Genomic DNA, 25,371 nt, shown 5'->3' with positions numbered 1-25,371 from the left:
ATGGGGATCGCAATCCTGGTCCTGATGGCCGTCGGCGTCCTGCTGATGCTCACCCGCGTCCTACCGACCGCCTTCGCGCTAGCGCTGCTCGCGCTGGGCATCGCGCTGATCTCGGGTGCACCTCTGACCGGCGCGAAGGACAGCATCCTGACCGGCGTGCTGCAGAACGGCGCGATCACGCTCGCGTCCACGATGATCGCCGTACTGCTCGGGTCCTGGCTCGGCACGCTGCTCGACCAGACCGGCATCGGCGGCACGCTCGTCCGCAAGATCGTCGAGTTCGGCGGTGAGCGGCCGGCGGTCGTCGCGCTCGGCGTCTTCGCGGTGTCGATCCTGTGCGGCAGCATCACCGGCTCAGCCCCGGCGGCGATGCTCGCGGGCGTGGTCGGCATCCCGGCGATGATCGCGGTCGGACTGCGCCCAGTCGCGGCCGCCGGTACCGTTCTGATGGGGATCTCGGCCGGATCGCCGTTGGAGCTGCCGGTGTGGCAGTTCATGTCGGACGCGCTCGGCGCACCGGTCTCCGAGGTGCGAACGGTCATGATCCGGCTGTTCCCGATCGCACTGGTCGTCGGGATCGCCTACGTCCTCGTCCAGACCCGCCGCGGCGCCCGGCACGCGTGGGCGGTGCAGCTGGAGCGGCCGAAGGCACGCGTACGGCGCGGCGACGCCCCCTGGTACGCCCTGGCCACCCCGCTGGTGCCGATCGTGCTCGCCCTCGGATTCACCGTGCCGATCGTGCCGTCGCTGCTCGCCGGCGTCGTCTACGCACTGGCGACGACGACCAAGTGGGGCGATCTCAACGAGCGCGCGCTTCGCTCGCTGTACAAGGGATTTGAGGTCGCGGCACCGCCGATCGCTCTGTTCGTCGCGATCGGAATGCTGCTGGCGGCCGTGAAGCTGCCAGGGGCCAAGACCGCGCTGACACCGATCGTGGCGGCGATCAGTCCGTCGGCCCCGATCTGGTTCGTCGTCGTCTTCGCCGCGCTGGTCCCGCTGTGCCTGTTCCGTGGTCCGCTCAACGTGTTCGGACTCGGCGCCGGGGTCGCGGGCGTGCTGGTCACCGGCGGCATCTACCCGCTCGCCGCAGTCGTCGGGCTGATGGCGTCGTACAACCAGGTCTTCGGCGTCTCCGACCCGACGAGCACCCAGACCGTGTGGGCGGCTCAGTACGCCGGGGTGCGGCCCGAGCGGTCGATGCTGTCGACGCTGCCGTTCACCTGGCTGGTCGGACTGGGCGGAATGGTGCTCACCGCGATTCTCTATCTTTGAGTTTGATCACCCCTTGTAATCGGCGCGTCACTCAACTTAGTGTGGGCGGCGTTGCCGAGCCTTGGGGAGGCCAAGTGAAGTTCCACCGTGCGATCGCGGCGGTCACCGGGTTGCTGATGACGACGGCATTGACCGTCGCAGCGACCGCATCAGCTGATGCGGGACGCCCGCACTACCGCGAGTACGTCGCGCTCGGTGACTCCTACACCTCGGCCCCGTTCGTGCCGATCCCGGATCTGCTGTCGCTCGGGTGCGCCCGCTCATACAGCAACTACCCGAAGATGGTCGCGGCCGCGCTCGGCGTCTACCACTTCACCGACGTCAGCTGCGGCGGCGCGGACACCACGCACATGCTGAGCCCGCAGAGCACCGTCATCGGTACGGCGGCGCCGCAGTTCGACGCGCTGACCCCGCGGACCGACCTCGTCACGGTCGGCATCGGCGGGAACGACTTCGGCGTCTTCGGCTCGATCGTCGGCACCTGCCCGGGGCTGCGTGCCTCGGACCCGGGCGGCGCGCCCTGCAAGGCCCACTTCACCGTCGACGGCGTCGACACACTGAAGGCGAAGCTCGCGCAGACCCAGACGCGGATCACCACCGTTGTCCAGGGCATCAAACAACGGTCGCCAAAGGCAACGATCGTGCTGGTCGGCTACCCGCAGATCGCACCGCAGCACGGGACCTGCCCGGACATCCTGCCGTTCGCGGACGGCGACTACGCCTACCTGTACTCGATCGAGCAGGCGCTCAACGCGGCCGTGTCGAACGCGGCCGCCGCCACCGGAGCGACGTACGTCGACACGTTCGGACCGTCGACCGGTCACGACGCCTGCGCGCCGGACGGGCAGGCCTGGATCCAGGGCAAGGACCTCAACCTGCTGCGCGCGGCCAACTACCACCCGCGCTACGAGGGTCAGGCCGGCGTCGCGTCGCTGACCTTCAAGAAGCTCACCGGCAAGTCGGCCACAGTCACCGCGTCCGAGCAGGCGTCGTGGGCCGCGAAGGGCCGCGAGCTGACCAAGGAAGCAGCAACCTCCCCGGCCGTGAAGGCCGCCAATGACCGCGTACGGACCAGCGCGCAACGCTGACCCTTTCCAATCCGTACGCCGGACCCCAGGCCGGGCCACATCACGCGTGGCTCGGCCCGGTGGTGTCTGTCAGCCCAACAGGTCGGTGAGGCTCTCCGGCGGGGCACCGCCGAAGATCTCCGCCATGAACTCGGCGCCGTCGCTGGGTACGGCCATCCGGGCGAACATCCCCTGCTCGTACTCGGCCAAGGCTCCTTCCGGATCGTCCGGGCGCGCCGCGAGAGCCTGGCCGAGCTCGGCGCCGTCGAGCATCGCGTTGTTGGCACCCTCGCCGTCGGGAGCCTGAAGATGGGCGGCATCCCCGATCAGGGTGACCCCCGCGACCCGGTCCCAGCGGTGCCCGATCGGCAGCGTGAAGTGCGGCCGGTGGAGGAGCGGGGTGTCGCTGTCGGTGATCAGCGCGGTGAGCTCCGGCGCCCACCCGTCGAACTCGCGGACGAGCCGGGCCGCGGTGGCATCCGAGTCGGCGAAGTCGAACTGGGCGAACCAGTCCTCCGGCTTGTCCAGGACCACATAGGTGTGCAGGGTCGCGCCGCGCTCCCGGTGCGCGTTGAGCATTCCGCCCTGTGCGGGAACGAACATCGACCCACCACCGACCGCCTGCGCGGTGGCCGGGTGACGCTCGTCGGCGTCGTACAGGTAGGTCTCGACGAACGACGTACCGGCGTATTCGGGGACAGCGTCGGAGAGCAGCGGCCGGACGCGGGACCACGCGCCGTCGGCGCCGACGAGCAGGTCCGTGCGGAGGCTGGTGCCGTCAGTGAAGGTCACCTCGTGCTGGCCGTTGCTGAGGGCAACGGCAGTGTCGACCTTGTGGCCCCACTGGACGGTGCCGGCCGGGAGGGAGTTGATCAGCAGCTCGCGGAGTTCGCCGCGCTGCACCTCGGGGCGTCCACCGGTCCCGTCGTCGCCCTTCTCGAAGCGGACCGTTCCGTCCCGATCCAGGATGCGCAAAGCTTGCCGGCCCTCCAGGGCGAGGTCGCGGAACTCGTCCGTCAACCCGGCGGCCTTGACGGCCAGCTGACCGTTGTAGTCGTGGATGTCGAGCATGCCGCCCTGAGCGCGGGCCCCCGCGGACGGCTCGGCCTCGTGGACGACAGCCGGGATTCCGTGGACGTGCAGGACGCGGGCAAGAGTCAAGCCGGCCAGGCCGGCGCCGATGATTGTGATGTTCATGGCCTCAGCTTCGACCGGACCGCTGGCATCCGACGTCCAGAGCACTGGCCTGTGTCTGGTACGCCGTGTCAGCGCAGGCGCGCGGTCAGCTCAGTGAGCGCTTGGCCGAGCGGAAGGTTGATGCGGTGCAGCGCGTACGGGTCGCCACGAGTGATCCCCTGGTTGACGATCAGGACCGGCCTACCGGCCTTGGCGGCGTGGCGGACGAAGCGGAAACCTGACATGACGGTCAGGGACGAGCCCAGGACCAGTACGGCGTTGGCTGCGTCGATCAGGTCGTAGCAGCGCTCGACGCGGGGCTTGGGGACGTTCTCGCCGAAGAAGACCACGTCCGGCTTGAGCCGTCCGCCGCAGACCGTGCACGGGACGACGGTGAAGCTCTGGACGACGTCGTCGGGCAGGTCCACGTCGCCGTCGGGGTTGATCCGGGTCGCCTCCGCCTCGAAGGTCTTGTTGGCCTCGCGCAGTCGCGCGTCGAGGGTCTCGCGGGGAGACGTCGCACCGCAGTCCAGGCAGATGACGCGGTCGAGATTGCCGTGCAGCTCGATCACATCTCTGGTGCCGGCGGCGGTGTGCAGACCATCGACGTTCTGGGTGATGACACCGCTCAGGTAGCCGCGGGCCTGGAGCGCGGCGACGGCGCGGTGGCCGTCGTTCGGGTGGGCGCGGGCGATCGTGCGCCAGCCGAGGTGGCTGCGCGCCCAGTAGCGCTGGCGGCCGGACTCGCTGCTCGCGAAGTCGTCGTACGTCATCGGGGTGTGCGTCCGCAGGCTGCCGGTCTCGCCGCGGTAGTCGGGGATGCCGGACTCGGTGGACAGGCCGGCGCCACTCAGTACGACGGTGTTGCGGCTGCTGATGATCTCGGCCAGCGGCGCGATGTCCGTCGTACCGGGCTCGAGCGCGAGGACGTCGGGGCCGGGGGCCCATTGAAGGGTTGGACGGGAGCGCACGACTCCAGAGTACTTACCGGCGCACGCCGAGGGTGGCGATCAGGTCTTCGTGCAGCTCGAACCACACTCGATGGCGGGCCTCAACGTCGTTTGCCGCCATGAAGCGGGTGTCGTAGCCCTCGAAGCGGGCCAGAAGGCTGGTGAGGTCGGCGTTGAGCGGGGCGAGGTCGCCGCCGATCGCTGCGAGCTCGTCGTGGACGGCCTGGTCCCAGGCGGGGTCGCTGTGATCGTTGAAGGCCAGGGGGTCGTCTGCGGTGGGCTTGAGCTGCCACTGGGTGCAGGCGGCCTGGAGGCGCGCGTTGAGCGGCAGGAAGGCCGCGTAAGTCGTTCGGACGGTGTCGTCGTCGGGACCTAGCTCTGCCTGGAGGGTACGTTCATTCTCCGCCCGGCCGGCGTCGGTGAGCGACCAGCCGCCGACGTCCGCGAACTCGCTCCAGGTGACCCAGCCGAACGCTTGCTGGTCGAGAATGAGCTCTTTGGTCGTCGCCGGGTCGAGCGCGAACCGGTCTGCGATCGCCTGGTCGTCCCCGACGCCGAGGAGGCGGACGGCGTGCAGAGTGAGCAGCTCTGGCGTGGATCGGCGGCTCACGAGCGGGCGGTCAGTCGGTCGAGGCGCTGCTGACAGGCCTGCGGCGAGTTGAGGCCGAGCGCGCGAGCCATCTCGGCCCAGGTCAGCCCGAGACCACGGGCGGCGAACATCAGACCGGTCTCCAGCTGGTCGAGCTCTGCTCTTGCTGCTGGGAGCAGTTGCAGGGCGGCGCGCGCGGCGGCTGGGTTGTCGCTGTTCGAGGCCAGGAAGAAGTGGACGAGATCGACGGCCGACGGCGGCACCGGCGCGGGTTGCCAGGGGCGGCGCTCGAGCTGATCGGCACCCAGATCAAGCAGCTCGCGACGGGCGTCCGCCTCCCGCTCGGCCTGCGCGTGGTCGTCGTTGCGTTGCATGCTCGAACAGTGCATGATCAACGGAATGTTGTCAACAAAACATTGAAAGGTTGGTCGGGGTGATCAGTCTCGCGGAAGCGGGTCCCTCGGTAGGTGGCAAGGCCGCGACGCTCGGCCTGCTGCTGCGCGCGGGCTTCCCGGTGCCGCCGGGCATCGTCATCCCGCACGGTGCCTCGGTCGACCTGACCTCGTTGGCAGACGGCCCGTACGCCGTTCGCTCGTCCGCCTCGACCGAAGACACGGCGGCTCGGTCCGCGGCCGGTGTGTACGAGTCGTTCCTCGGGGTTCACCACGCCCAGCTCGCCGATCGGATCGCCGCAACTCGGGCCTCGCTGGGGTCCGAGCGGGCGGCTGAGTACCGCCGTACCGATGCTCGAATGGCAGTGATCGTGCAGCGCCAGGTCGACGCGGACGTGTCCGGCGTGCTCTTCACCGGATCGCCTACCCACATCGAGGCCTCGTGGGGACTCGGCGAGAGCGTCGTCAGCGGCCGCGTCACTCCGGACACCTACACACTTGCTGATGGCAACGTTCTCGAGCGGCGCCTCGGTGACAAGGCCACTCGCGTCGACGGCACCACCACGACCCCGGCCTCCCCCGCTGACCGCGCCCGCTACTGCCTGACCGACTCGCAACTCCGCGACCTCTGGCAGCTCGGCGAAGCCGTCGAACAGCTCCTAGGTGCACCCCAGGACCTCGAATTCGCCTTCGCGGGTGAACACCTCTGGCTGCTCCAAGCCCGCCCCATCACCGTCCCACTGCACGGCACCACCGGCAGCCCCGGTACCGCCAGCGGCCCGGCTCGCCCGGTCCACACCCCCACCGACTTCCCCCGCGTCCGCCCTGGCGACATCCTCATCTGCCGCTACACCGACCCCGCCTGGACCCCACTCTTCCGAGTCATCGCCGGCATCATCACCGAGACCGGCGGCCGCCTCTCCCACGCCGCCATCCTCGCCCGCGAACACCGCATCCCCGCGATCCTCGCCGTACCGAACGCCCTCACCATCCCCGAAGGCACTCCCCTCACCCTCAACGGCATCACCGGTGTGATCCACCACTGCTGACAGGTATCAGCAGCCTCGGGGGCAGACGAGGGAGGCGATGAGCGTGACGCGAGTGACCTTGCCGCGGCCGTTGGACCAGGTGGTGAACTGGGTGCGAGGTTCGAAGGTGACGAGTTGGGGGCCGTCGGCATTGATGTCCGCGCGGTAGGCGCCGGACTCGACCTTCGTCACCCGATAGATCGACACGTCGAGCGACCCGTGCCCGGTGAAGCACAGCGGGGCCGAGGGATGGTCGTCGCTGAACACGCGGAAGTAGTCACCGTTCCCCCGGCACACGTTGTCGTCGTACATCCGTTGAACGCCGGCCGCGGACGCGGTCTGAACACCAGCCAAGCCAAGCCCGGCAGCCAAGGCAGCAGCAAGCAGCAGTTTCAGGGAACGCACAGAAATCACCTCTCGAAGGTCGGGGCGGATGCCTCAGCCTCCGACGCCCCGCTGACCACGAGCGGCAAAGCGTCCGATTCCGGCCAGATCCCTAGTGAAACGACCGCCACAACCTGTGGCTAACCACCAGCATCCCAACCGCTAGACCGGTGATTACCGCCTGCCCGACGTTTCCCAGGGTGAACCCCGGCACCGGCGCGAACACGTACACCGCATACCCATTGGCCAACGCGTCGGCAACCAGCACCGCACTCCCCAGCACGAGTCCCGCCCGGCGCTTCACCCCGATCAGTACGGCGCTCGCCGCATCCAGCACGATCAACCCGGTGTAGAACGCGCCGAGCCACCCCGGATAGCCGCCGTACACATCAAGCCCGCCCCGCACCAGGTCATACGCGTGCACAGCAGTCCCATACGCAAACACCACCACCGCCCCGACCCGCAACACCCCGTCCCTCACCCCAACCAGGTTAGGCCCCACCCGTGGCAACAAGGGCCCGCAACCATGCTTCCCATCGCTGCGTTCAGGCCGGAACCGTCGGTGTCGGGTAGCCGCGTCTAGGCTGAGGGGATGGCGAGGTCAGCGACCACATGCCCGCCGTCCGAGCTTTCGTTGCGCTCAACGAGTCCCGGTCGCCTCCCAGGTTGCCCGGTGCCTGAGCTTCCGCCGCCCTCACCGAATTCAGCATCCCCGCTATCCCTCCAAATCGCGCCGCACCGGAGAGGCCGGACACGTACGCGGTGGCTCAAGCCGCAAAGAGTCCTGATCGTCGGGAGCAACCACAGCCACGGGTCAGCCGCGAAGGGTCCTGATCATTGCGAGCAACCACAGCGATGGGTCAGCTGCGAAGGGTCCTGATCGTTGGGGGCAACCAGAGCCCGTGAGCCATAGGCGACGGGGAACGTCGGTCGCCGACCGCACCATCCGGGCCAGCCGAAGACCGGCCCAGCCACCCGTCTCAGTAGAACCGGCCGCGGCGGCGACCAGCCACCGCCTGCCCCACCGGCCGAATCTGAGCGGTCGGATGGGACGAGCACTTCGGGGAGGCGGGGCTACTGACCAGCCGGAGACCTCAACCACCGCGACCGATCACCCGCCAAATCGCAACAGGCACTCGGTGACGGTAGACATCCGTGAACCACCAGATCACGCGAGATCTGCCGCCACTCGCCGGCAGTAAGTCCCCGCAAACCGTCGACACCGAGATCTGCGGGGATCTACTGCCTCTCAGAGACAGCAGCTCCCCGCAAACCAGCGAAACGACCGCTACCAAACTCCCGCGAGCCAGCAGCCACTGCTCTGGGTCACCAAGTAGGCCTCCCCGTCACTGACAGCAACCACAGCGGCGGGCGACTGGTAGACCACCTGCTTGGCGGCGGCAACCGTAGCCCGGAAGCTCAGGCAGCGTTCACCTCTGGCCGCCGACCTCGCCGCCCACCCCAGCCACCGGATCGGCCAACCACCCTGTCGCTGCAACGGCCGCAGCGGCGAGCAACCACCGCGTACCTCACGGGCCGCATCCGGGCAACGCGGAGCCCGCGAGCCAGCCGAGCTCGTGCAGCTGCGGACGTGCATCACCCAGTAACTCGTCGGCCGGGCCGTGCGCGAGGGGGCGGTGAGCGTGGGGGCTGGGCTGGTGAGGGGGTTGGTGGGTGGTGGGGGTCCGCTTAGGCGACGAAGACTGCGGTGGGTTTGGCTAGGGGGCCGTGGGGTTCGTACAGCGCCAGGAAGGTGCCTGACGGGTCGAACATCGCGGTTTGGCCGACCGGGAGGTTGAGGCCGGGGAGGGGGCGGCCGGTGCGGATGGCGGCGGCCTGCTCCACGTCGGCGTCGTACCGGGGGAAGGTGCCGGCGGCAACGTCTGCGATGGGGAGCCAGACGAAGTCTTCGGCGAGGGATTCCAGGGTGTGGGCCGCGGTCAGGTCGAAAGAGCCAACCCTGGTACGGCGAAGTGCCGTCAGGTGGCCGCCGACTCCGAGGTCCGCACCGAGGTCCCGGGCCAATGCCCGGATGTAGGTGCCGCTGGAGCAGTCGACGGAGATGTCGATGTCGATCCAGGTTTCCGTGACGCGGATGTCGAGGATGTCGTAGCGCGACACGGTGACCGTGCGGGACTTGAGGACCACCTCTTCACCGGCGCGAACACGCTCATAGGCGCGCTTGCCGTCGACCTTGATCGCGGAGACCGCCGACGGCACCTGGGAGATCACACCCCGGTACGCCGCGACGGTCGCCGTGATCGCCGAAGCGGTCACGCCGTCGACAGCCGCCGTCGACACGACCTCGCCCTCGGCGTCATCGGTCGTCGTGACCGCGCCCAGGCGCAGGGTCGCGTCGTACGACTTGTCTGCCAACTGCAGGTGGCCGAGCAGCCGGGTGGCCCGGTTGAGGCCGGCCACCAGGACGCCGGTGGCCATCGGGTCCAGCGTGCCGGCGTGCCCCACCTTGCGGGTGCCCGCCAGCCGCCGGACCCTCGCGACGACCGAGTGCGAGGTCATCCCCGCGGGTTTGTCGACCACGACGATGCCGTCCGAGGACGGCGTGAAGTCAGGCACTCTCAGTCGTCCTGCTCGTCCTCGTCGTCCTTGTGCTTGTACGGGTCGGCGTCACCGGCCGGCTTGGCACCGGCGGCGGCCTTGGCCACCTCGGCGTCGGCCCGGCGTGCCTTCTGCAGCAGTTCTTCGATCTGGCCCGCGGTCTCCGGGATCGCGTCCAGGAAGAACGCGAGACTCGGTGCGCGCCGCAGCCCGAGCGCCTTGCCGACCTCGCTGCGGATCAGCCCGCGGGCCGACTCCAGCGCCGCCGCCGTGGAGGCGCGGTCCTGCTCGTTGCCGTACACCGTGTAGAAGACGCTGGCCTCGCCGAGATCAGCGGTCAGCTTCGCGTCCGTCACAGTGATGAATCCGAGCCGCGGGTCCTTGACCCGTCGCTCGAGCAGCTCGGCGACCAGGACCTGGATCCGGTCGGCCAGCTGCTTGGCCCTTGCTTCGCCCATCGGGGCTCACTCCCTCATTCATGAAGAACGTCCGGAGAGACGGTAACCGCCTCTCCGGACGCTACTCCTCGACGACCCTCAGCGGGTCATCACCTGATTCAGCTGCGTGCCTTCTCGCGGAGCTCGAACGACTCCACGACGTCGCCGATCTTGATGTCGTTGTAGTTGTTCACGGTCAGACCGCACTCGAAGCCCTCGCGGACCTCGGACGCGTCGTCCTTGAACCTCTTCAGCGACGACAGCTCGCCGTTCTCCACCACGACCGCGCCGTCCCGGATCAACCGGATCTTGGCGTTGCGGCGGATCAGGCCGCTGGTGACCCAGCAACCGGCGATGTTTCCGACCTTCGACGAGCGGAAGATCTCGCGGATCTCCGCCTGGCCCAGCACGACCTCTTCGTAGATCGGCTTGAGCATGCCCTTCAGGGCCGCCTCGATGTCGTCGATCGCGGCGTAGATCACCGAGTAGTGCCTGATGTCGACGCCCTCGCGCTCGGCCACGTCCCCGGCCTTGCCCGCCGGCCGCACGTTGAAGCCGATGATGACGGCGTTCGACGCGATGGCCAGGTTGACGTCGTTCTCGTTGATCGCACCGACACCACGGTCGATGATCCGCAGGTTGACCTCGTCGCCGACCTCGATCCGGACCAGCGCGTCTTCCAGCGCCTCGACCGAACCGGACACGTCGCCCTTGAGGATGAGCAGCAGCTCCTGCGTCTCGCCCTTCTCCATCGAGGCCATGAAGTCCTCGAGGGTCCGGCGCGCACGACGCTTGGCGTTGGCGGCCGCACGAGCCCGGGCTTCACGCTTCTCAGCGATCTGCCGGGCCATCCGGTCGTCGTCCACCACCAGGAACTTGTCGCCCGCACCCGGTACGGCGGTCAGACCGAGCACCAGGACCGGACGCGACGGCGTGGCCTCTTCGACCGCGTCGCCGTGCTCGTCGAGCATGGCCCGGACCCGGCCGTACGCCGGTCCCGCGACCATCGAGTCGCCGACCCGCAGCGTTCCGCGCTGAACCAGCACGGTCGCCACCGGACCACGGCCCTTGTCGAGGTTGGCCTCGATCGCGATGCCCTGGGCCGGCATGTTCGGGTTGGCCCGCAGGTCCAGCGCCGCGTCCGCGGTCAGGACGACACCCTCGAGCAGCCCGTCGATGTTGATCCGGGCCTTCGCCGAGACGTCGACGAACATCGTGTCGCCGCCGTACTCCTCGGGGACCAGGCCGTACTCGGTCAGCTGACCGCGCACCTTGGTCGGGTCCGCGTTCGGTACGTCGATCTTGTTCACCGCGACCACGATCGGCACACCGGCCGCGCGGGCATGGTTCAGCGCCTCGATCGTCTGCGGCATCACGCCGTCGTCGGCCGCGACCACCAGGATGACGATGTCGGTGGCCTGCGCACCACGGGCACGCATGGCGGTGAACGCCTCGTGACCGGGGGTGTCGACGAAGGTGATGGCGCGCTCGACGCCGTCCACCGTGGTGGTCACCTGGTAGGCACCGATGTGCTGGGTGATGCCACCGGCTTCCTTGGCGACGACGTTCGCTTCGCGGACCGCGTCCAGAAGCTTCGTCTTACCGTGGTCGACGTGACCCATGACGGTGACGACCGGCGGCCGCTTGACCAGCTGCTCCTCGCCGCCCTCGTCGGTGCCGAAGTCGATGTCGAACGACTGCAGCAGCTCGCGGTCCTCGTCTTCCGGGGACACGACCTGGACGTCGTAGTTCAACTCGGTGCCCAGCAGCTGCAGGACCTCTTCGTTGACCGACTGGGTGGCAGTGACCATCTCACCGAGGTGGAACAGCACCTGCACCAGCGACGCCGGGTCGACTCCGACCTTCTCGGCGAAGTCCGTCAGCGAAGCACCACGGGCAAGCTTGACGACCTCGCCGTCACCGTGCCGGACGCGAACGCCGCCGACCGCGGGAGCCTGCATGTTGTCGAATTCCTGGCGCTTGGCGCGCTTCGACTTGCGTCCACGACGCGCCGGACCGCCCGGACGCCCGAAGGCACCCTGCGTTCCGCCACGACCCCGGTTGCCCGGACCGGGACGGCCACCGCCGCCACCACCGGGAGGACCGCTCGGGCCGCCACCGCCGCCGGGACGGAAACCGCCGCCGCCACCGCCGCCACCCGGACGTGCACCGGCACCCGGTCCACCCGGACCGCCGCCACCCGGACGACCACGACCACCGGCGCCACCACCGCCGCCGCCCCCACCGGGGCCGGACGGACGACCGGTGAACGTACCGGCCGAGGACTTCGGCATCATCGCCGGGTTCGGGCGCGGTGCACCCGGTACGCCGCCCGGACGCGGCGGACGGTCGCCGCCGCCACGACGGTCGTCACGACCACCGTCGCGAGCCGCCGGCGGACGCGGAGCCATTCCGGCCGGGCTCGGAGCGCCCTGACCACCCTGACCGCCGCCCTGGCCACCGGGGCCCGGACGTGCGCCGCCGCGCTGCATGCCTTGCGTGGAGCTGAACGGGTTGTTGCCCGGACGCGGTGCACCCGGACGCGGGCCACCACCCTGACCACCCGGACGCTGGTTGCCACCGGGGCGCGGTGCACCCGGACGCGGCGCGGAGCCACCCGGACGCGGAGCCGAACCCGGACGCGGCGCAGCACCCTGGCCACCCTGGCCACCGGAGCTCTGGCCACCCGGCCGCGGGGCCGGACGGTCGGAGGCGGGACGGTCGGAGGCGGGACGGTCGGCAGCCGGACGCGGCGCGGCCGGAGCGGCCGCCGCAGCGGCCTCGGGGGCCGGAGCCGCCTTGGCGGCCGGAGCCTCGAACGACGGCGTGGCCGGGGAGGCCTCGACCTTCGCTGCGGGGGCCTCGACCGGAGCGACCGGAGTCTCGACCGGAGCTGCCGGAGCGGGGGTCTCGACCGGTGCGGCCGGGGTCTCGGCGCGCGGACCCGGCTTCGGGCCCGGACGCGGGCCCGGCTTGATGCCCGGCGTTGCCTTGGAATCCAAAGGATTCCGTGCAGCGGGTGCTGCCGGGGCGGCCGGAGCCGACTCGGCCACCGGGGCCTGCGCCACCGGAGCGGGCGCCGACTCGGCGACAGGCGCCGACTCGGCGACAGGCGCCGGACGCTCGGCAGCCGGCGCCGCGGGGGCGGCCGGCTCGGACTGCTTCTGAACCGGCTCGGCAGGGACGACCGGAGCGGTCGCCTGCGGCGCGGCAGACGTGCTGGCAGCGGCCTTGTTGGCCGCGCGCTTCTTCGGCGGGTTCTTCTCGAACTCCTCCGCCAACCGCCGGACAACCGGCGCCTCGATGGTCGAGGATGCCGATCGAACGAACTCACCCATGTCGTTCAGCCTGGTCAGAACGACCTTGCTGGTAACTCCGAGCTCTTTCGCGAGCTCGTAGACTCGGACCTTTGCCACTACTCTCCCTCTGGTCCGAGCCTGGGGCCGCGGACCGTTAGCTGACGTACATGCTCATCGCATTGCACTCATCGCTGTGTATCCATCACTTTTGGACACTCATCGAGTGGTCATGAGTCGATGACCCGCCTTCATGTCGGTCACGACGGTCCGGTCGGACCGCCGCGGACGGCCTGCCGGCCGCCACGTGTACTTGTTGATTATCACTCTCCGCTGATGTGCTCGCGCAGCCCGGTCGCCTCCAGCGGCCCCGGGACCTTGAAGGCCCGCGGGAACGCCTTGCGCCGGACGGCGAGCTCGAAGCACTCGATCGTGGGGTGCAGGTGCGCCCCTCGGCCAGGTGCCCGACGCCCGGGATCCGGGAGGACAAGTCCTCCGGACACCGTCATCCGCAGCAGTTCGGTCGGGCTGGATCGTTTCCGGCACCCGATACAGGTGCGCTCCCGAACCTTCTCAGGGCGCGCGTCTGCAGTTTTTGTCACAGTTCCTCAGGGTGTGGTGACGACTCAGTCGACCGACCGAGAGATCAGTCTACCTTCTTGTCCTCACCAGTCACATCGGTATCCGGCCGGATGTCGATCCGCCAGCCTGTGAGCCGGGCCGCGAGGCGCGCGTTCTGCCCCTCCTTGCCGATGGCGAGGGACAGCTGATAATCCGGTACGACGACCCGCGCGGCGCGTGCCGCGGCGTCGACGACCTCGACCGACGTGACCTGCGCCGGGGACAACGCGTTCCCCACGAAGGTGGCCGGGTCGTCGCTGTGGTCGATGATGTCGATCTTCTCACCGTGCAGCTCGTGCATGATGTTGCGCACCCGCTGGCCCATCGGGCCGATGCAGGCGCCCTTCCCGTTCACCGACGGGTTCAGGGTCCGGACCGCGATCTTGGTCCGGTGACCGGCCTCGCGGGCGATCGCGGTGATCTCGACGGTGCCGTCGGCGACCTCCGGGACCTCCAGCGCGAACAGCTTCTTGACCAGGTTCGGGTGCGTCCGGCTGACCGTGATCTGCGGGCCCTTGAAGCCCTTGCGGACGCCGACCACGTAGACCCGCAGCCGGGAGCCGTGGTCGTACTTCTCCCCCGGCACCTGCTCCGGCGCCGGCAGCACGGCCTCGATCTTGCCGAGGTCGACCATCACCGAGCGCGGGTCACGGCCCTGCTGGACGATGCCGGAGACGATGTCGCCCTCCTTGCCCGCGAACTCGCCGTACCGGACGTCGTCCTCGGCGTCGCGCAGCCGCTGCAGGATGATCTGCTTGGCCGTCGTCGCGGCGATCCGGCCGAAGTCGCTCGGGGTGTCGTCGAACTCGCGGAGCAGCGTGCCGTCCTCGTCGACCTCACGCGCCATCACGCTCACGTGCCCGGTCTTGCGGTCCAGCTCGGCGCGGGCGTGCTGCTGCGCGCCCTCGGTGCGGTGGTAGGCCACCAGCAGCGCTGCCTCGATCGCTTCGGCAACGACCTCCAGGGAGATGTCCTTCTCCCGTTCCAGCGACCGCAGGACGGCCATGTCGATGTCCATGTCAGTTCTCCTCCACCGTGTCGTCGGCGGAGTCTTCGCCGTCGACAGATGATTCTTCTTCGTCGTTGCCGGCGGGCCGGTTGAACTCGATCTGGACCTTGGCCTTCTCCACGTCGCCGTAGGCGACCGAGCGGAGCTTGCCCTTGACGTCCAGTTCGGCCGCCTCGTCGGAGGCGGTCTTGATGCGGCCGGTCAGCTTCTGGCCGTTGGTCAGCGTGACCGCGACCAGGCGGGTGGTGTTGCGGCGCCAGTGCCGGGGCAGCGTGAGCGGCCGGTCGACGCCGGGGCTGGAGACCTCCAGCGTGTAGGCGCTCGCGCCCATCAGCTTGTCGTTCTCGTCGAGCGCCTTGGAGATGGCGCGGGTGACGTCGGCGACGTCGTCCAGGTTGATCCCGCCGTCGCGGTCGATCAGGACCCGGAGCAACCGGCGCTTGCCGACCGGCACGATGTCGGTCTCCTCCAGGTCGCAGCCGAACTGCGCGACGATCGGCTGGAGGAACTTCTCGAGGCTCGTGGTGTCCGTGTGGTCAGTCCTTCGGCTCACAGGTAGACCTGCCTCTCTGCAGTTGTGCGCCCGTCCCACCACTCGGCAGTGCGGCCGAGGGCAGTAGCCCACCTTATCCGGCCGCGGACAGTGCTCAGGTCACCGGATCGTGTCATTCCCTTCTCCACCCCTCCGCCCCGGTCAGGTCAGGCCAGTCACCGACCCGTCACCGGGTAAGGTTCCGGGGTGCCGATCGAACCCCTCCGACTGTCGCGCCGCGTCGCCCTGCAGTCCGCAGCCCTGACTTCCAGCGTGCTGCTGCTTGCCGGCTGCAAGGACGACCAGGCCGGTTCCGGTACGCCGGGAGCCGTGGACCCGGGGACCGGCAAGACGGTGCCGGGGAACACGCCGACCGTGGATCCCGCGGTGGTGGCGGCTCTGACGACCGCGGCCGGAGTGGTGAGTTCGCTGGCCGCCCAGTACACGCTGGTCGGCACGAAGTTCCCGGCGCTGAAGCCCAAGCTCGCGGCCGCTCTCAAGTTCCACACCGGTCACTTGGCCAAGCTCCAGGAGACGGCCGGAGTGACCGTGCCCAAGGCAGCCACCGCACCGACCGTGCCGCCCCAGTCGGCCGCTGCCTTGGCGCTGCTGGCCAAGCAGGAGAAGGCCGCGTCGATCGCGCACGCGGCCGCGGCGGCCAAGGCGTCCGGACCGGCGGCCCGGCTGCTCGCGATGATCGCGGCGTCCGAGGTCCAGATCGGTTCGACTCTGCTCCCGACCAAGAAGGCGGCTTCCTCATGAACCAACTGGAAGCCCTTCAGGCCGCGCTGGCCGGCGAGCATGCCGCCCTGTACGGCATCGGTGTGGCCGGCGGGAAGTTGACCGGCGCCAAGTTCCAGTCGGCGACCGAGACCTTCGAGCGGCACCGCGACAACCGCGACAATCTGGCCGGACTGATCACGGCGGCCGGTGAGACCCCGGTCGCCGCCGAACCGGCGTACGACCTGCCGCAGCCGGTCACCAACGCGGTCAGCGCGAGCGCGTTGATCCTGGGCATCGAGCAGCGCCTCGCCGCTGTGTACGGCGATCTGGTCGAGGCGGCCGAGCAGCCGCCGGTCCGCCAGCTGGCGATCGACGCGCTGCTGGCGACCGCCGCGTCGCAGGTCGCGTGGGGTGGCGCACCGGTCGCCCTCCCGGGCGCCGTCTAAACCCGCACGGTGACCGCGCGGACACGGTCCGCCGCCGAATACCGGCGCTAACGAAGGAATTCCGGCCGAGTTACGCCTCGACCGGAAATTCATAGCGTATTCCCCTTTACTCGCAGCGCGACCTTCCCTATATTTTCGGCCACGGAGACTGGGGGGTCACCGGGTTTCACGACGACCGCGTTGGTGGCGCAGGTCGCGTGCATCGCAGTGTTCCTGCTGCCGATGTTTCGGCGCGTTTCAACTGCGCCTTGTTCCGTATGTTCATTTCAACTTCTTCGGTCCCGCTCGCGGCGTGATCATGGAGGGTGGCGAAGCATGCGTACATTCGACCTGCGTACCGGCGAAGACCTGTTCGTGAAAGACCTGCGAGTGGTCCGCTGGGAGCAATACGCACTGGATCGGGAAGTCCCGTTCCAGGCGATGTGGTACTCCGTTCCACCCGGTTCGGAGAGCCCGCTCGACCAGCATCCCGAGCTCGAACTCTCGCTCGTCGTCGCCGGCACGGCCCATGTCCGGACCGGTGGCACGACGTACGAAATCCAGCAGGGCAACGCGTTTCTGCTCGCCAGCACCGAGCAGCACGTCGTACAGAACCGATCGGACTCGGTCGAGCTGACCGTGTTCAGCGCGTACTGGATGCCTCTCGATGGCTGAGCTCAGCGTCTTCACGTTCCCGCAGCCGACCGTCAACGGGCCGCTGCATGTCGGGCACCTGTCCGGCCCGTACCTGGCCGCCGATCTCGCTGCCCGTGCCGCACGTGCCCGTGGCGAACAGGTCCTCGTCACCAGCGGCCTCGACGTACACCAGAACTATGTGCTGACCCGCGCCGAGAACGAAGGCCTGGATCCGCACGCGATGACGGCCGCGTTCCGCGACGACATCCTCGACACCTACGAGCTGGCCCGGATCGGCTACGACCGCTTCACCGATCCACTCAGCGACGGCCACGCGCCGGTGATCCGGCAGCTGATGAACCACCTGGTCGCCTCCGGCGCCGCACCGCTGCGAGAGCTCACCTTGCACGCCTGCAGCGATTGCGGCCGCACACTGCACGAGTCCTACCTGAGTGGGCTGTGCGGTGAGTGCAAGGAGCCCGCGGCCGGTGGCGCGTGCGAGGCGTGCGGCACGTTCACCCAGGTCGAGACGATGGTCGACCCGGCCTGCGGCCGCTGCGGCGGTGAACCCCGTCCGTTCCTGGCGACCGTGCCGGTACTACGGATGGAGGACCACCGCGCTGCGCTCATCGAGACCTGGATCCGCGCCGAACTGCCACCGGCGGTCCGCGAACTCGTCGACCGCATGCTGCGCACCAGCCTGCCCGAGATCCCACTCGCCTACCCGACCAACTGGGGAATCGAAGGCGACGGACCACTGACCGGCCTCCGGATCGGCCCGTACACGGAGGTCGCCCTCACGGACCTCTACGGCATCGCCCAAGCGGTCGACCCGAGCGCCGCCGACGTCGACGGCTACCTGGCCGCGATCGGCCGCATCGGCAACCTCTGGCATTTCCTCGGTCTTGACAACGCATTCTGGTACGCCGTCTACTGGCCGGCCGTCTGGGCCGCCGCCGGGGTCGACCGGTCACCCCTTTCCGGACTAGTCGTCAACGAGTTCTACACCTCCGGCGGCGCGAAATTCTCGACCAGCCGAAAACACGGAATGACGGCGACGGAATTACTCCGTTGCAATGACCCGTCAATCGTTCGTTTGTTTCTGGCCTGGGACCGGCCCGACCGCTATCAGAGCGATTTCCAGAACAATTCATTAAAAGCTTTCACCGAGTACGCCGAACCGCTGCTCGCCGGCGTCCGGACAGTCACCGAACCGCTCGATCCGGCGCTGGCGGCGATCGAGCTGGCCCGCGGCGAGGCCGCCCTCCGGCCGAGCGGCTTCGACCCGCCGCTCGCGGCTCGCTGCCTGCTCACCCTGCTGGCCGGCGGCGTCCACGACACCGGATCCCTGCGCGCCGCGCTGACCGGGCTGGGGTGAGCCAGATGCGTATCGGCGTCATCGGCGCCGGGATCGCCGGAACGCTGCTGGCCTGGCGGCTGAGCAGCCAGGCCACCGTCGACCTCATCACCGGCACACCGGGCAGTGACGCGACCGCAGCCTCGGGCGGCGGGGTGCGCGGGTTCGAGACGCATCCCCTCCAGCGCAGGTTGGCGATCGACAGTCTCACCGAGCTCCTCGGCACGCTGCACGACCAAGCGTCGTACACGGAGACTGGTTGCACCTACCTGCTTCCGGCGTACGACGGCCTGGCGGCGGCGGTGGCCGAGGTCGAGCAGGCACTGCCAGGCTCGACCACGGTCGTCGACCGCACTGAACTGCGCCGTCGCGGCTGGCGCGGTCTTCCCGCAGGCACAGTCGGCATCTGCGAACGGCAGGCCGGCTTCATCAATCCCGACCAGCTGCGGCAGACCGTCGTACGGCGACTCGCCAGCGGCCGGACCAGCCGAGTCCTGACCGGACCAGTCCTGCGACTGCTGCCCCACCCCGACGGCTCGGTCGCGTGCCGCCTCCCGGGTCGCACCGAGCAGTACGACGCCGTCGTGGTCGCTGCGGGTGCGTGGACCCCGGCGTTCCTGGCCGCGAACCACCTGATCGACCACAGCAAGACCAAGGCCATCCAGCTTGCCGTCTATCGAGTGGCCGGTGCATTGCCGACCATGTTCGTCGACGAGACCAGCGACCTGTTCGGACGGCCCACAGCAGACGGCCGGCTGCTCCTCGGGGTCGACACCCAGCGCTGGTCCGTTCCACCCGGCAGTAGTGCCCCCGTCCCGGACCTGGCCGCCCAGGCCGCCCGGATCGCGGCCGAGCGGCTGCCACACCTCGAGTTGTCGGCGCCTGACCACCTGGTCAGCACGGCCGACTGTTACGCCGATCCACCGGTTCTGACCCTCTGGCCGGTCCCTGGTGGAACTCATCGGCTCTACACCTTCACCGGTGGGTCCGGGGGCAGCGTGAAGACCGCGCTGGCCGCAAGCCGGGCCGCCGCGAGCGAACTGCTCGCCACCGGCGGGACCAGTACCTCCACTTCGCGGACGGAGAACCAGCGCATGACGATCACCGAACGAGGCATCCATCACGAAATACGAACCACGCCCCGCTACCACACCGTGGGTATCGGGGCCGGACCCTCCAACCTGTCGTTGGCGGCGCTCTACAAGAACGTCACCAGTGAACGGCTCGCCCTGTTCGACTCCCGACCGGGCTCCGGCTGGCACACCCCACTCCTCTACCCCGGGGTGCGGATGCAGACCGGCTGGATGAAGGACCTCGTCTCGCTCGTCGATCCCCGCCACGAACTGACCTTCCTGAACTACCTGGTCACGTCGGGGAGGCTCTACGCGCTGATCAACTCCCAGTTCGACTCGCTCCCCCGGATCGAGTACGAGCGCTACCTGACCTGGGCCACCGAACGCCTCGGCGTGGTGAACTTCGGCACCCAGGTGGACTCGATCTCGATCACCGACGACGGCTTCCAGATCAGCGTCGACGGCATCCCGGCCGCTCTCTCGGAGCACCTGGTCCTCGGACTCGGCACGCGCGCCGTGCGTCCGGCGTACCTGGGTGGACTGCCGGCCGAGCGGGCCTTCATCGCCGACGACCTCGGTCAGCGGCTGGCCACGCTCGACCGGACCGCACCGACCGCGGTCGTCGGTGGCGGCCAGACCGGTCTGGAGTCTGTACTGCGTCTGCTGGGCGCGGGCTTCACCGACCTGCGGTGGATCGGCCGGAACCAGTGGTTCCGCAGCATCGACGACTCCCCGATGGCCAACGAGCTCTACCGGCCGTCGCACATCCAATACCTGCAAGGGCTGAACCGCGGGATGCGGCGCCAGCTGATCGACGACTCACGCTACAGCGGCGACGCCATCACGCCAGGCGGACTGCGCGCGCTCTACCAGGCCAATTACGACGGCTTCCTCTCACTCGGCCAGTTCCCCATCACCTTGCTGCCCGGCCGCGATGTCCGTACGTCGGACCTGCTGTCCGACGGGAACATCCGGTTGTGCTGCTCGACGACCGCGTTGCCGGAGGAGCACGTCGTCCGGCAACTGATCGTGGCAGCAGGTCGTGAGCACGTGAAAGCGCCGCTGGACGACGAGTTGCGGGAGCGGATCGAGACCGACGAGGACGGGCACGCGCTGGTCGAGTCGGACTACTCGGTGCGCTGGAAGGGGATGAACGGGCACAAGATCTACACGTTCAACGCGAGCCGGTACAGCCACGGTCTGACGAACGCCGGGCTGACGCAGCTGCCGGTCCGGGCCGCGATCGTGCTGAACTCGATGTTCGAGCGCGAGATCTACCCGATCTCCGACGACGTCTGCGCGGTGCACTGGTGACGGCCGCCGCGCACGATCCCGCCGTACCGGATGTCGACGGGGTGTGGTTCCAGCTGGAGAGCGACGACCCGGCGCCGTACGGGCAGTATCACCGGGAGGACGACCTCGTCTGGGCGGAGTTCTACGCCGGTGGCACGTTGCGGAGCGGCCGGCTGGTCGGGCGGCTGCGGGCGGACGGTTCGTTCGACGCGTCGTACTGCCTGCTGGCCGAGACCGGCGAGCTGATCAACGGCAGCTGCCACAGCGTTCCCGAGTTCGATGCCCAGGGCAACATCGTGATCTCGGACCACTTCGAGCGAGCTGACGGATCCCACGGCGTGAGCCGGATCCGGCAGATCCCCGGCCCGATCAAGGGGGCCTCATGACCGGCAAACCTCATCTGCTGGTGGTTGCCACCGGCATGCGGTTGTTCCGTGAATACCTTCTGCGGTCGATCGCGCCGCAGTACCGGTTGCACATGTTCCTGCACTCCGAACCGACCTGGGAGAAGGAGTACCTGGACGACTGGACGGTGCTGGAGACCACACTGGTTGCCGAGACGCTGGTCGCGGCGGCTGTTGAGCTGCACGGCACCGATCCGATCGACGGCGTGCTCTGCTGGGACGAGGCGCGGATCCTGCAGACCGCGCACGTCGCCGAAGCACTCGGTCTGCCGGGCGGCGACGTCGCGATGATCAACCGGTGCCGCGACAAGCACCTGACCAGGTCGGCATTGGCCGAGCACGGCGTACCGCAGCCTCAGTCGGTGCTGGTGAACTCGGTGGACGAGGCGCTGACGACGGCCGGTGAAATCGGCTACCCGATCATCCTCAAGCCGCGAGCGTTGGCCGCAAGCCTGGGCGTGATCAAGGTGCAGGACGCTGCCGAGCTTCGCGACAGTTGGGCCTTCGCGCACGACACGACTGTGCCGGAGGCGCCGCACTACGACGTGAACGTGCTGGTCGAGGAGTTTGCCGACGGCTACGAGATCAGTATCGACTCGGCGATCTTCCACGGCCAGGTGACGCCGTTCTGCCTTGCTCGTAAGGAGATCGGCTATCCGCCGTACGCGGAGGAGATCGGGCACCTCGTCGACGCGACGGACCCGCTGCTCGCCGACGACCAGCTGCAGCAGGTGCTGGTCGATGCGCACAAGGCGATCGCGTTCACCGACGGCATCACCCACACCGAGATCATGATGACGGCCTACGGCCCGAAGATCATCGAGATCAACGCACGGATCGGCGGCGACCTGATCCCGTACCTCGGATTGCAGGCGACCGGGGTCGATCCCGGCCTGGCGGCCGCGGCGGTGGCCTGTGGACGTCAGCCCGCGCTGGACCCGGATCGGACGTTGGTCGGTGGGGTGCGGTTCTTCTACGTCGACGAGAACGACACTGTGCTCGACTCGGTCAGCTTCGATCCGATTGACGCGCCTGGGATCGACCAACTCGTCGTACTGATGGAGCCCGGGCAGACGACCAGTCCCCCGCCGGCCGGCACGTTGTGGGGCCGGATCGCGTACGCGACCACGGTCACCGACTCGATCGCGGAGAGCCGAGTCGGTCTGGATGCGGCCGAGCGGGCGCTGCGCTGGACCGGGCACCCGCAGGAGCCGGTCTCATGACGGACTCTGCGGAAAGCACAGGCATCTGGCAGACCATCCGGGAGGCGCCGGCACCGGTGAAGGCGTTGCTGGTCGGCGTCTTCGTGAACAAGCTCGGCTGGTTCCTGCAGGTCTTCCTGGTGCTGTTCCTGACCACCTCGCGAGGCTTCACCCCAGTCCAAGCCGGTACGGCGTTGGGCGTGTACGGCGGCGGCTCGGTGATCGGTCTGATCATCGGCGGCTCGTTGACGGACCGGATCGGGCCGCGCGCCGCGGTGATGATCAGCATGTTCGGGATGGCCGGTTTCGTGCTGGCGATCGCGTACGTGCCGAGCTATCTGGCAGTGGTGGTCGTGGTCGCGCTGGCCGGCGCGGTCGGTCAGTTCTACCGCCCGGCCTCGGCCGCGTTGCTGACCGAGCTGACGCCACAGAACCGTCAGGTGATGACGTTCGCGATCTACCGGCTGGCAATGAACCTCGGTACGACGGCCGCGCCGCTCATCGGGGCCGCGCTGGTCGCGGTGTCGTGGAACCTGCTGTTCATCGGTGAAGCGATCGCCGCCCTTGCCTACGCCGCAGTCGCCATCGTCGCCCTGCCTGGGCGGAAGAAGGCGGTGCAGACCGAGGCAGCGGAACCGCAGTCGTCGGGCAGCTACCTCGCCGTACTGAAGGATCACAAGTACGTGCTGTTCCTGCTGTGCATGTTCATCAACGCGGCGATCTACATGCAGTACCTCGCGGTGCTGCCGCTGCACATGACGGCGGACGGGTTCTCGACCTGGTGGTACAGCGCGATGGTCGCGCTGAACGGGTTCATCGTGATCACCTGCGAGTTGCTGGTGACGAAGGTCGTCCAGCACAAACCGGCCCGGACGGTCGCGATGCTCGGCTTCGTGCTGCTCGGTGGCGGGCTCGCGTTCTACGCACTCCCCGGCGGCCTGGCGATCTTCGTGATCGGCACCCTGCTGTGGACGCTGGCCGAGATCGTCGGCGGGCCGACCATGTTCGCCTATCCCGGCATGGCCGCGCCGAAGCCGTTGCTCGGCCGGTACGTCGGTGGCGCGCACGCGATGTTCGGGCTGGGCTCCGCCCTCGGCCCGTTCCTGGGGGTCTGGGTGTGGAACAGCGCGGGGGCCCAGGTGTGGTTGTGGTGTGGCGTTCTCGGCGCGGTCGGGTTGGTGCTCGCGTACTTCGGGATGGCGCCTGCTCGTGTTGAGGAAACGGCCGAAGTCGTGGAAGGGGCAAAGGCATGACTGAGTACACGATCATCGTGGATCCGTTGTCGACGGGGCAGGAGTACCCGGCCGCGTTCCGGGCTGCGGGGCGGCAGCCGGTCGCCGTACTGAGCGGGTTGGAGCCGCCACCGGCGTACACGGCCACCTGGCATCCGGAGGACTTCGAGCACATCCACTACTTCACCGGAGATGTGGCGGCGCTGGCTGAGGAGCTGCGGCAGTACGAGCCTTCGTATCTGCTGCCTGGCGCTGAGAGCGGGGTCGAGTTGTGCGATCAGCTCATCGAGAGCCTGCTGCCCGGGACCGGCAACGTGCCCGAGTTGGCATCGGCGCGGCGTGACAAGTGGGATATGGCCCAGGCTCTGTCCGCGACCGGCGTACCTCGACTGCGGCAGATCCTCACCGCGGATCCGGCCGAGGCCGAGGAGTGGTTGCGCGCGAACGACCTGCTCGGCAAGCGGCTGGTGATCAAGCCGCCGAAGAGCGTGGCGGGTGACGAGGTGTACGTCGTCTTCGAGGACGGCGACTGGCATGAGCGCTTCCACCGCGTGCTCGGCCGGACGAACAAGCTGGGGCTGGTCAACAACGCCGTGCTCATCCAGGAGTACGCCGAGGGGACCGAGTATCTGGTCGACACCTACAGCGTGGACGGCGTCCACGCGCTCGTCGACGTCTGCCGCTACACGAAGGTCCACCGCGGCGACAAGATCGGGATCTACCGCCGGATCGACTTCCTCGCCGAGGACGCCCCGGAGGTGCAGGCGCTCTGGCCCTACACACGGGACGTCCTCGACGCGGTCGGCATCCGGATCGGCTGCGGGCACGCCGAGGTGATGATGACGGCCGACGGCCCGCGACTGATCGAGGTCGCGGCCCGGCCGTCCGGTGGCGGTCACCAGATGGTCAGCGAACTGGCCACCGGTGACAACCACATCAAGCGAACCGTCGCGCATCGCGTCCGCGGTGAGGTGCGGGACGGCTTCGACCTGGTCCAGCATCTGCGCGGCATCTTCATCATCGCGCCGCGCGAAGGGTACTTCCGCAACCGCGAGGTCTTCGACGGAATCGAGGACCTCAAGTCGTTCCACTGGATGAAGATCCTGCACGACGACGAAGCCGTCGTCCCGGCCACCGTGGATCTGCTCACCTGCCTCGCCTGGGTGATCCTGATCCACAGCGACCCCCAAACCCTGGACGAGGACTACCAGCGGGTGCTGGAGATGGAGGCCGAAATCATCATCGAGACCCCCTGATCCGTGTGCGTCGGTCCGGGCGGACCACCAACCGCCCGGGCCTACAATCGCGACATGCCAAGCCCGTCTGCTCCCTGCCCGTGCGGTCTCCCCGCCACCTACGCCGACTGCTGCGGCGGTCTGCACGACGGCACCCGTACGGCGGCGACTGCCGAGCAGCTGATGCGGTCCCGCTACACCGCCTTCGTGGTCGGCGACACGGCGTACCTGCTCCGCACCTGGCACTCCAGCACCCGACCACCGCAGCTCGAGCTGTCCCCGAACATCCGCTGGACCGGCCTGGAGATCCTGCACACCACCGACGGCACCCCCTTCCACACCGAAGGCACCGTCGAGTTCCGCGCGTCGTACAAGGGTGGAGCCCAGCAAGAGAACAGCGCCTTCACCCGCGAACACGGCCAATGGACCTACCTAAACCCCGTCCGCTAACCACGCGGCCCAGCCCAGCTGCATCTGAT

Annotated in this window: 25 protein-coding genes; 13 read left to right on the top strand and 12 right to left on the bottom strand. The window is 68.8% G+C overall.

Annotated features, from left to right (window positions below):
- Together OG474_RS35165 and OG474_RS35160 are read left to right on the top strand one after the other, a co-directional pair.
- A complete protein-coding gene (locus tag OG474_RS35165) occupies positions 1 to 1,272 on the top strand; it encodes a hypothetical protein (RefSeq protein ID WP_405057938.1) in 1,272 nt (423 codons plus the stop codon).
- 74 nt (positions 1,273 to 1,346) lie between these two features.
- A complete protein-coding gene (locus OG474_RS35160; protein WP_405057937.1) occupies positions 1,347 to 2,360 on the top strand; it encodes an SGNH/GDSL hydrolase family protein in 1,014 nt (337 codons plus the stop codon).
- Positions 2,361 to 2,429: 69 nt separating this feature from the next.
- On the opposite strand, the gene OG474_RS35155 is transcribed toward OG474_RS35160, so the two are convergent.
- The 4 genes from OG474_RS35155 to OG474_RS35140 all read right to left on the bottom strand — a co-directional run bounded on the left by OG474_RS35155 (position 2,430) and on the right by OG474_RS35140 (position 5,428).
- Positions 2,430 to 3,536: an FAD-dependent oxidoreductase gene (locus OG474_RS35155; protein ID WP_405057936.1), complete on the bottom strand. Its 1,107-nt coding sequence runs from the start codon at positions 3,534 to 3,536 to the stop codon at positions 2,430 to 2,432.
- A gap of 68 nt (positions 3,537 to 3,604) precedes the next feature.
- A complete protein-coding gene (locus OG474_RS35150; protein ID WP_405057935.1) occupies positions 3,605 to 4,486 on the bottom strand; it encodes an NAD-dependent protein deacetylase in 882 nt (293 codons plus the stop codon).
- 13 nt (positions 4,487 to 4,499) lie between these two features.
- Entirely contained in the window at positions 4,500 to 5,075 is a 576-nt protein-coding gene (locus OG474_RS35145) for a transcriptional regulator (protein WP_405057934.1), read from the bottom strand.
- On the bottom strand, positions 5,072 to 5,428 hold the full coding sequence (locus OG474_RS35140) for a hypothetical protein (protein ID WP_405057933.1): 357 nt from the start codon (positions 5,426 to 5,428) through the stop codon (positions 5,072 to 5,074). The genes OG474_RS35145 and OG474_RS35140 overlap by 4 nt, the downstream gene beginning before the upstream one ends.
- Positions 5,429 to 5,487: 59 nt before the next feature.
- Here OG474_RS35140 and OG474_RS35135 point away from each other — a divergent pair, with 59 nt between their 5' ends.
- Positions 5,488 to 6,495, top strand: a complete 1,008-nt coding sequence (locus OG474_RS35135; protein ID WP_405057932.1) for a PEP/pyruvate-binding domain-containing protein — start codon at positions 5,488 to 5,490, stop codon at positions 6,493 to 6,495.
- A 6-nt stretch (positions 6,496 to 6,501) separates the two neighbouring features.
- On the opposite strand, the gene OG474_RS35130 is transcribed toward OG474_RS35135, so the two are convergent.
- From OG474_RS35130 to rimP, 8 genes are all read right to left on the bottom strand, one after another.
- Positions 6,502 to 6,879 (bottom strand): hypothetical protein, encoded by a 378-nt coding sequence (locus OG474_RS35130; protein WP_405057931.1) that lies wholly within the window; start codon positions 6,877 to 6,879, stop codon positions 6,502 to 6,504.
- A 91-nt stretch (positions 6,880 to 6,970) separates the two neighbouring features.
- Complete coding sequence (locus OG474_RS35125) at positions 6,971 to 7,339, bottom strand: hypothetical protein (RefSeq protein ID WP_405057930.1); 369 nt, start codon at positions 7,337 to 7,339, stop codon at positions 6,971 to 6,973.
- 1,208 nt (positions 7,340 to 8,547) lie between these two features.
- Entirely contained in the window at positions 8,548 to 9,435 is an 888-nt protein-coding gene (truB, locus tag OG474_RS35120) for a tRNA pseudouridine(55) synthase TruB (protein WP_405057929.1), read from the bottom strand.
- Positions 9,436 to 9,437: 2 nt separating this feature from the next.
- The gene (gene rbfA / locus OG474_RS35115) at positions 9,438 to 9,875 is read right to left on the bottom strand and encodes a 30S ribosome-binding factor RbfA (protein WP_405057928.1); all 438 of its coding nucleotides are present in this window, start codon (positions 9,873 to 9,875) and stop codon (positions 9,438 to 9,440) included.
- A gap of 98 nt (positions 9,876 to 9,973) precedes the next feature.
- On the bottom strand, positions 9,974 to 13,270 hold the full coding sequence (gene infB, locus OG474_RS35110; protein WP_405057927.1) for a translation initiation factor IF-2: 3,297 nt from the start codon (positions 13,268 to 13,270) through the stop codon (positions 9,974 to 9,976).
- 203 nt (positions 13,271 to 13,473) lie between these two features.
- Complete coding sequence (locus OG474_RS35105; RefSeq protein WP_405057926.1) at positions 13,474 to 13,752, bottom strand: YlxR family protein; 279 nt, start codon at positions 13,750 to 13,752, stop codon at positions 13,474 to 13,476.
- A gap of 44 nt (positions 13,753 to 13,796) precedes the next feature.
- Entirely contained in the window at positions 13,797 to 14,789 is a 993-nt protein-coding gene (nusA, locus tag OG474_RS35100) for a transcription termination factor NusA (protein ID WP_405057925.1), read from the bottom strand.
- A 1-nt stretch (position 14,790) separates the two neighbouring features.
- Positions 14,791 to 15,333: a ribosome maturation factor RimP gene (gene rimP / locus OG474_RS35095; protein ID WP_405057924.1), complete on the bottom strand. Its 543-nt coding sequence runs from the start codon at positions 15,331 to 15,333 to the stop codon at positions 14,791 to 14,793.
- Between the two features lie 186 nt (positions 15,334 to 15,519).
- Between rimP and OG474_RS35090 the strand changes: the two genes are divergently transcribed.
- The 10 genes from OG474_RS35090 (at position 15,520) to OG474_RS35045 (ending at position 25,342) form a co-directional block, all read left to right on the top strand.
- Positions 15,520 to 16,074 (top strand): cell division protein FtsK, encoded by a 555-nt coding sequence (locus OG474_RS35090; RefSeq protein WP_405057923.1) that lies wholly within the window; start codon positions 15,520 to 15,522, stop codon positions 16,072 to 16,074.
- Complete coding sequence (locus tag OG474_RS35085) at positions 16,071 to 16,481, top strand: ferritin-like domain-containing protein (protein ID WP_405057922.1); 411 nt, start codon at positions 16,071 to 16,073, stop codon at positions 16,479 to 16,481. Before OG474_RS35090 ends, OG474_RS35085 begins: the two co-directional genes overlap by 4 nt.
- Positions 16,482 to 16,796: 315 nt before the next feature.
- Complete coding sequence (locus OG474_RS35080) at positions 16,797 to 17,135, top strand: cupin domain-containing protein (protein WP_405057921.1); 339 nt, start codon at positions 16,797 to 16,799, stop codon at positions 17,133 to 17,135.
- The gene (locus OG474_RS35075; protein WP_405057920.1) at positions 17,128 to 18,474 is read left to right on the top strand and encodes a class I tRNA ligase family protein; all 1,347 of its coding nucleotides are present in this window, start codon (positions 17,128 to 17,130) and stop codon (positions 18,472 to 18,474) included. The genes OG474_RS35080 and OG474_RS35075 overlap by 8 nt, the downstream gene beginning before the upstream one ends.
- Positions 18,475 to 18,479: 5 nt before the next feature.
- Positions 18,480 to 20,840 carry an FAD-dependent oxidoreductase gene (locus tag OG474_RS35070; RefSeq protein WP_405057919.1) on the top strand — a complete coding sequence of 787 codons (2,361 nt, stop codon included), beginning with the start codon at positions 18,480 to 18,482 and terminating at the stop codon, positions 20,838 to 20,840.
- Positions 20,837 to 21,205: a hypothetical protein gene (locus tag OG474_RS35065; protein WP_405057918.1), complete on the top strand. Its 369-nt coding sequence runs from the start codon at positions 20,837 to 20,839 to the stop codon at positions 21,203 to 21,205. The genes OG474_RS35070 and OG474_RS35065 overlap by 4 nt, the downstream gene beginning before the upstream one ends.
- On the top strand, positions 21,202 to 22,446 hold the full coding sequence (locus tag OG474_RS35060) for an acetyl-CoA carboxylase biotin carboxylase subunit family protein (RefSeq protein WP_405057917.1): 1,245 nt from the start codon (positions 21,202 to 21,204) through the stop codon (positions 22,444 to 22,446). The genes OG474_RS35065 and OG474_RS35060 overlap by 4 nt, the downstream gene beginning before the upstream one ends.
- The gene (locus OG474_RS35055; RefSeq protein WP_405057916.1) at positions 22,443 to 23,678 is read left to right on the top strand and encodes an MFS transporter; all 1,236 of its coding nucleotides are present in this window, start codon (positions 22,443 to 22,445) and stop codon (positions 23,676 to 23,678) included. Before OG474_RS35060 ends, OG474_RS35055 begins: the two co-directional genes overlap by 4 nt.
- Positions 23,675 to 24,913, top strand: a complete 1,239-nt coding sequence (locus tag OG474_RS35050; protein ID WP_405057915.1) for an ATP-grasp domain-containing protein — start codon at positions 23,675 to 23,677, stop codon at positions 24,911 to 24,913. Before OG474_RS35055 ends, OG474_RS35050 begins: the two co-directional genes overlap by 4 nt.
- A gap of 54 nt (positions 24,914 to 24,967) precedes the next feature.
- Complete coding sequence (locus OG474_RS35045; protein WP_405057914.1) at positions 24,968 to 25,342, top strand: YchJ family protein; 375 nt, start codon at positions 24,968 to 24,970, stop codon at positions 25,340 to 25,342.
- Positions 25,343 to 25,371: the final 29 nt, after the last annotated feature.

This window comes from Kribbella sp. NBC_01505 (assembly GCF_045040285.1).
Classification (GTDB): Bacteria; Actinomycetota; Actinomycetes; order Propionibacteriales; family Kribbellaceae; genus Kribbella.
The sequence above is the reverse complement of the archived record's forward strand: the minus strand, read 5'-3'. Positions and strand labels throughout refer to the sequence as shown.

Bases quoted from the DNA above. Each gene is read 5' to 3' on its own strand.
- OG474_RS35080 (WP_405057921.1), top strand. From the start codon at position 16,797: ATGCGTACATTCGACCTGCGTACCGGCGAAGACCTGTTCGTGAAAGAC.
- OG474_RS35075 (WP_405057920.1), top strand. From the start codon at position 17,128: ATGGCTGAGCTCAGCGTCTTCACGTTCCCGCAGCCGACCGTCAACGGG.
- OG474_RS35070 (WP_405057919.1), top strand. From the start codon at position 18,480: ATGCGTATCGGCGTCATCGGCGCCGGGATCGCCGGAACGCTGCTGGCC.
- rbfA (WP_405057928.1), bottom strand. From the start codon at position 9,875: ATGGGCGAAGCAAGGGCCAAGCAGCTGGCCGACCGGATCCAGGTCCTG.
- OG474_RS35085 (WP_405057922.1), top strand. From the start codon at position 16,071: ATGAACCAACTGGAAGCCCTTCAGGCCGCGCTGGCCGGCGAGCATGCC.
- OG474_RS35045 (WP_405057914.1), top strand. From the start codon at position 24,968: ATGCCAAGCCCGTCTGCTCCCTGCCCGTGCGGTCTCCCCGCCACCTAC.
- OG474_RS35155 (WP_405057936.1), bottom strand. From the start codon at position 3,536: ATGAACATCACAATCATCGGCGCCGGCCTGGCCGGCTTGACTCTTGCC.
- nusA (WP_405057925.1), bottom strand. From the start codon at position 14,789: ATGGACATCGACATGGCCGTCCTGCGGTCGCTGGAACGGGAGAAGGAC.
- OG474_RS35165 (WP_405057938.1), top strand. From the start codon at position 1: ATGGGGATCGCAATCCTGGTCCTGATGGCCGTCGGCGTCCTGCTGATG.
- OG474_RS35140 (WP_405057933.1), bottom strand. From the start codon at position 5,428: ATGCAACGCAACGACGACCACGCGCAGGCCGAGCGGGAGGCGGACGCC.
- OG474_RS35060 (WP_405057917.1), top strand. From the start codon at position 21,202: ATGACCGGCAAACCTCATCTGCTGGTGGTTGCCACCGGCATGCGGTTG.
- OG474_RS35055 (WP_405057916.1), top strand. From the start codon at position 22,443: ATGACGGACTCTGCGGAAAGCACAGGCATCTGGCAGACCATCCGGGAG.
- OG474_RS35050 (WP_405057915.1), top strand. From the start codon at position 23,675: ATGACTGAGTACACGATCATCGTGGATCCGTTGTCGACGGGGCAGGAG.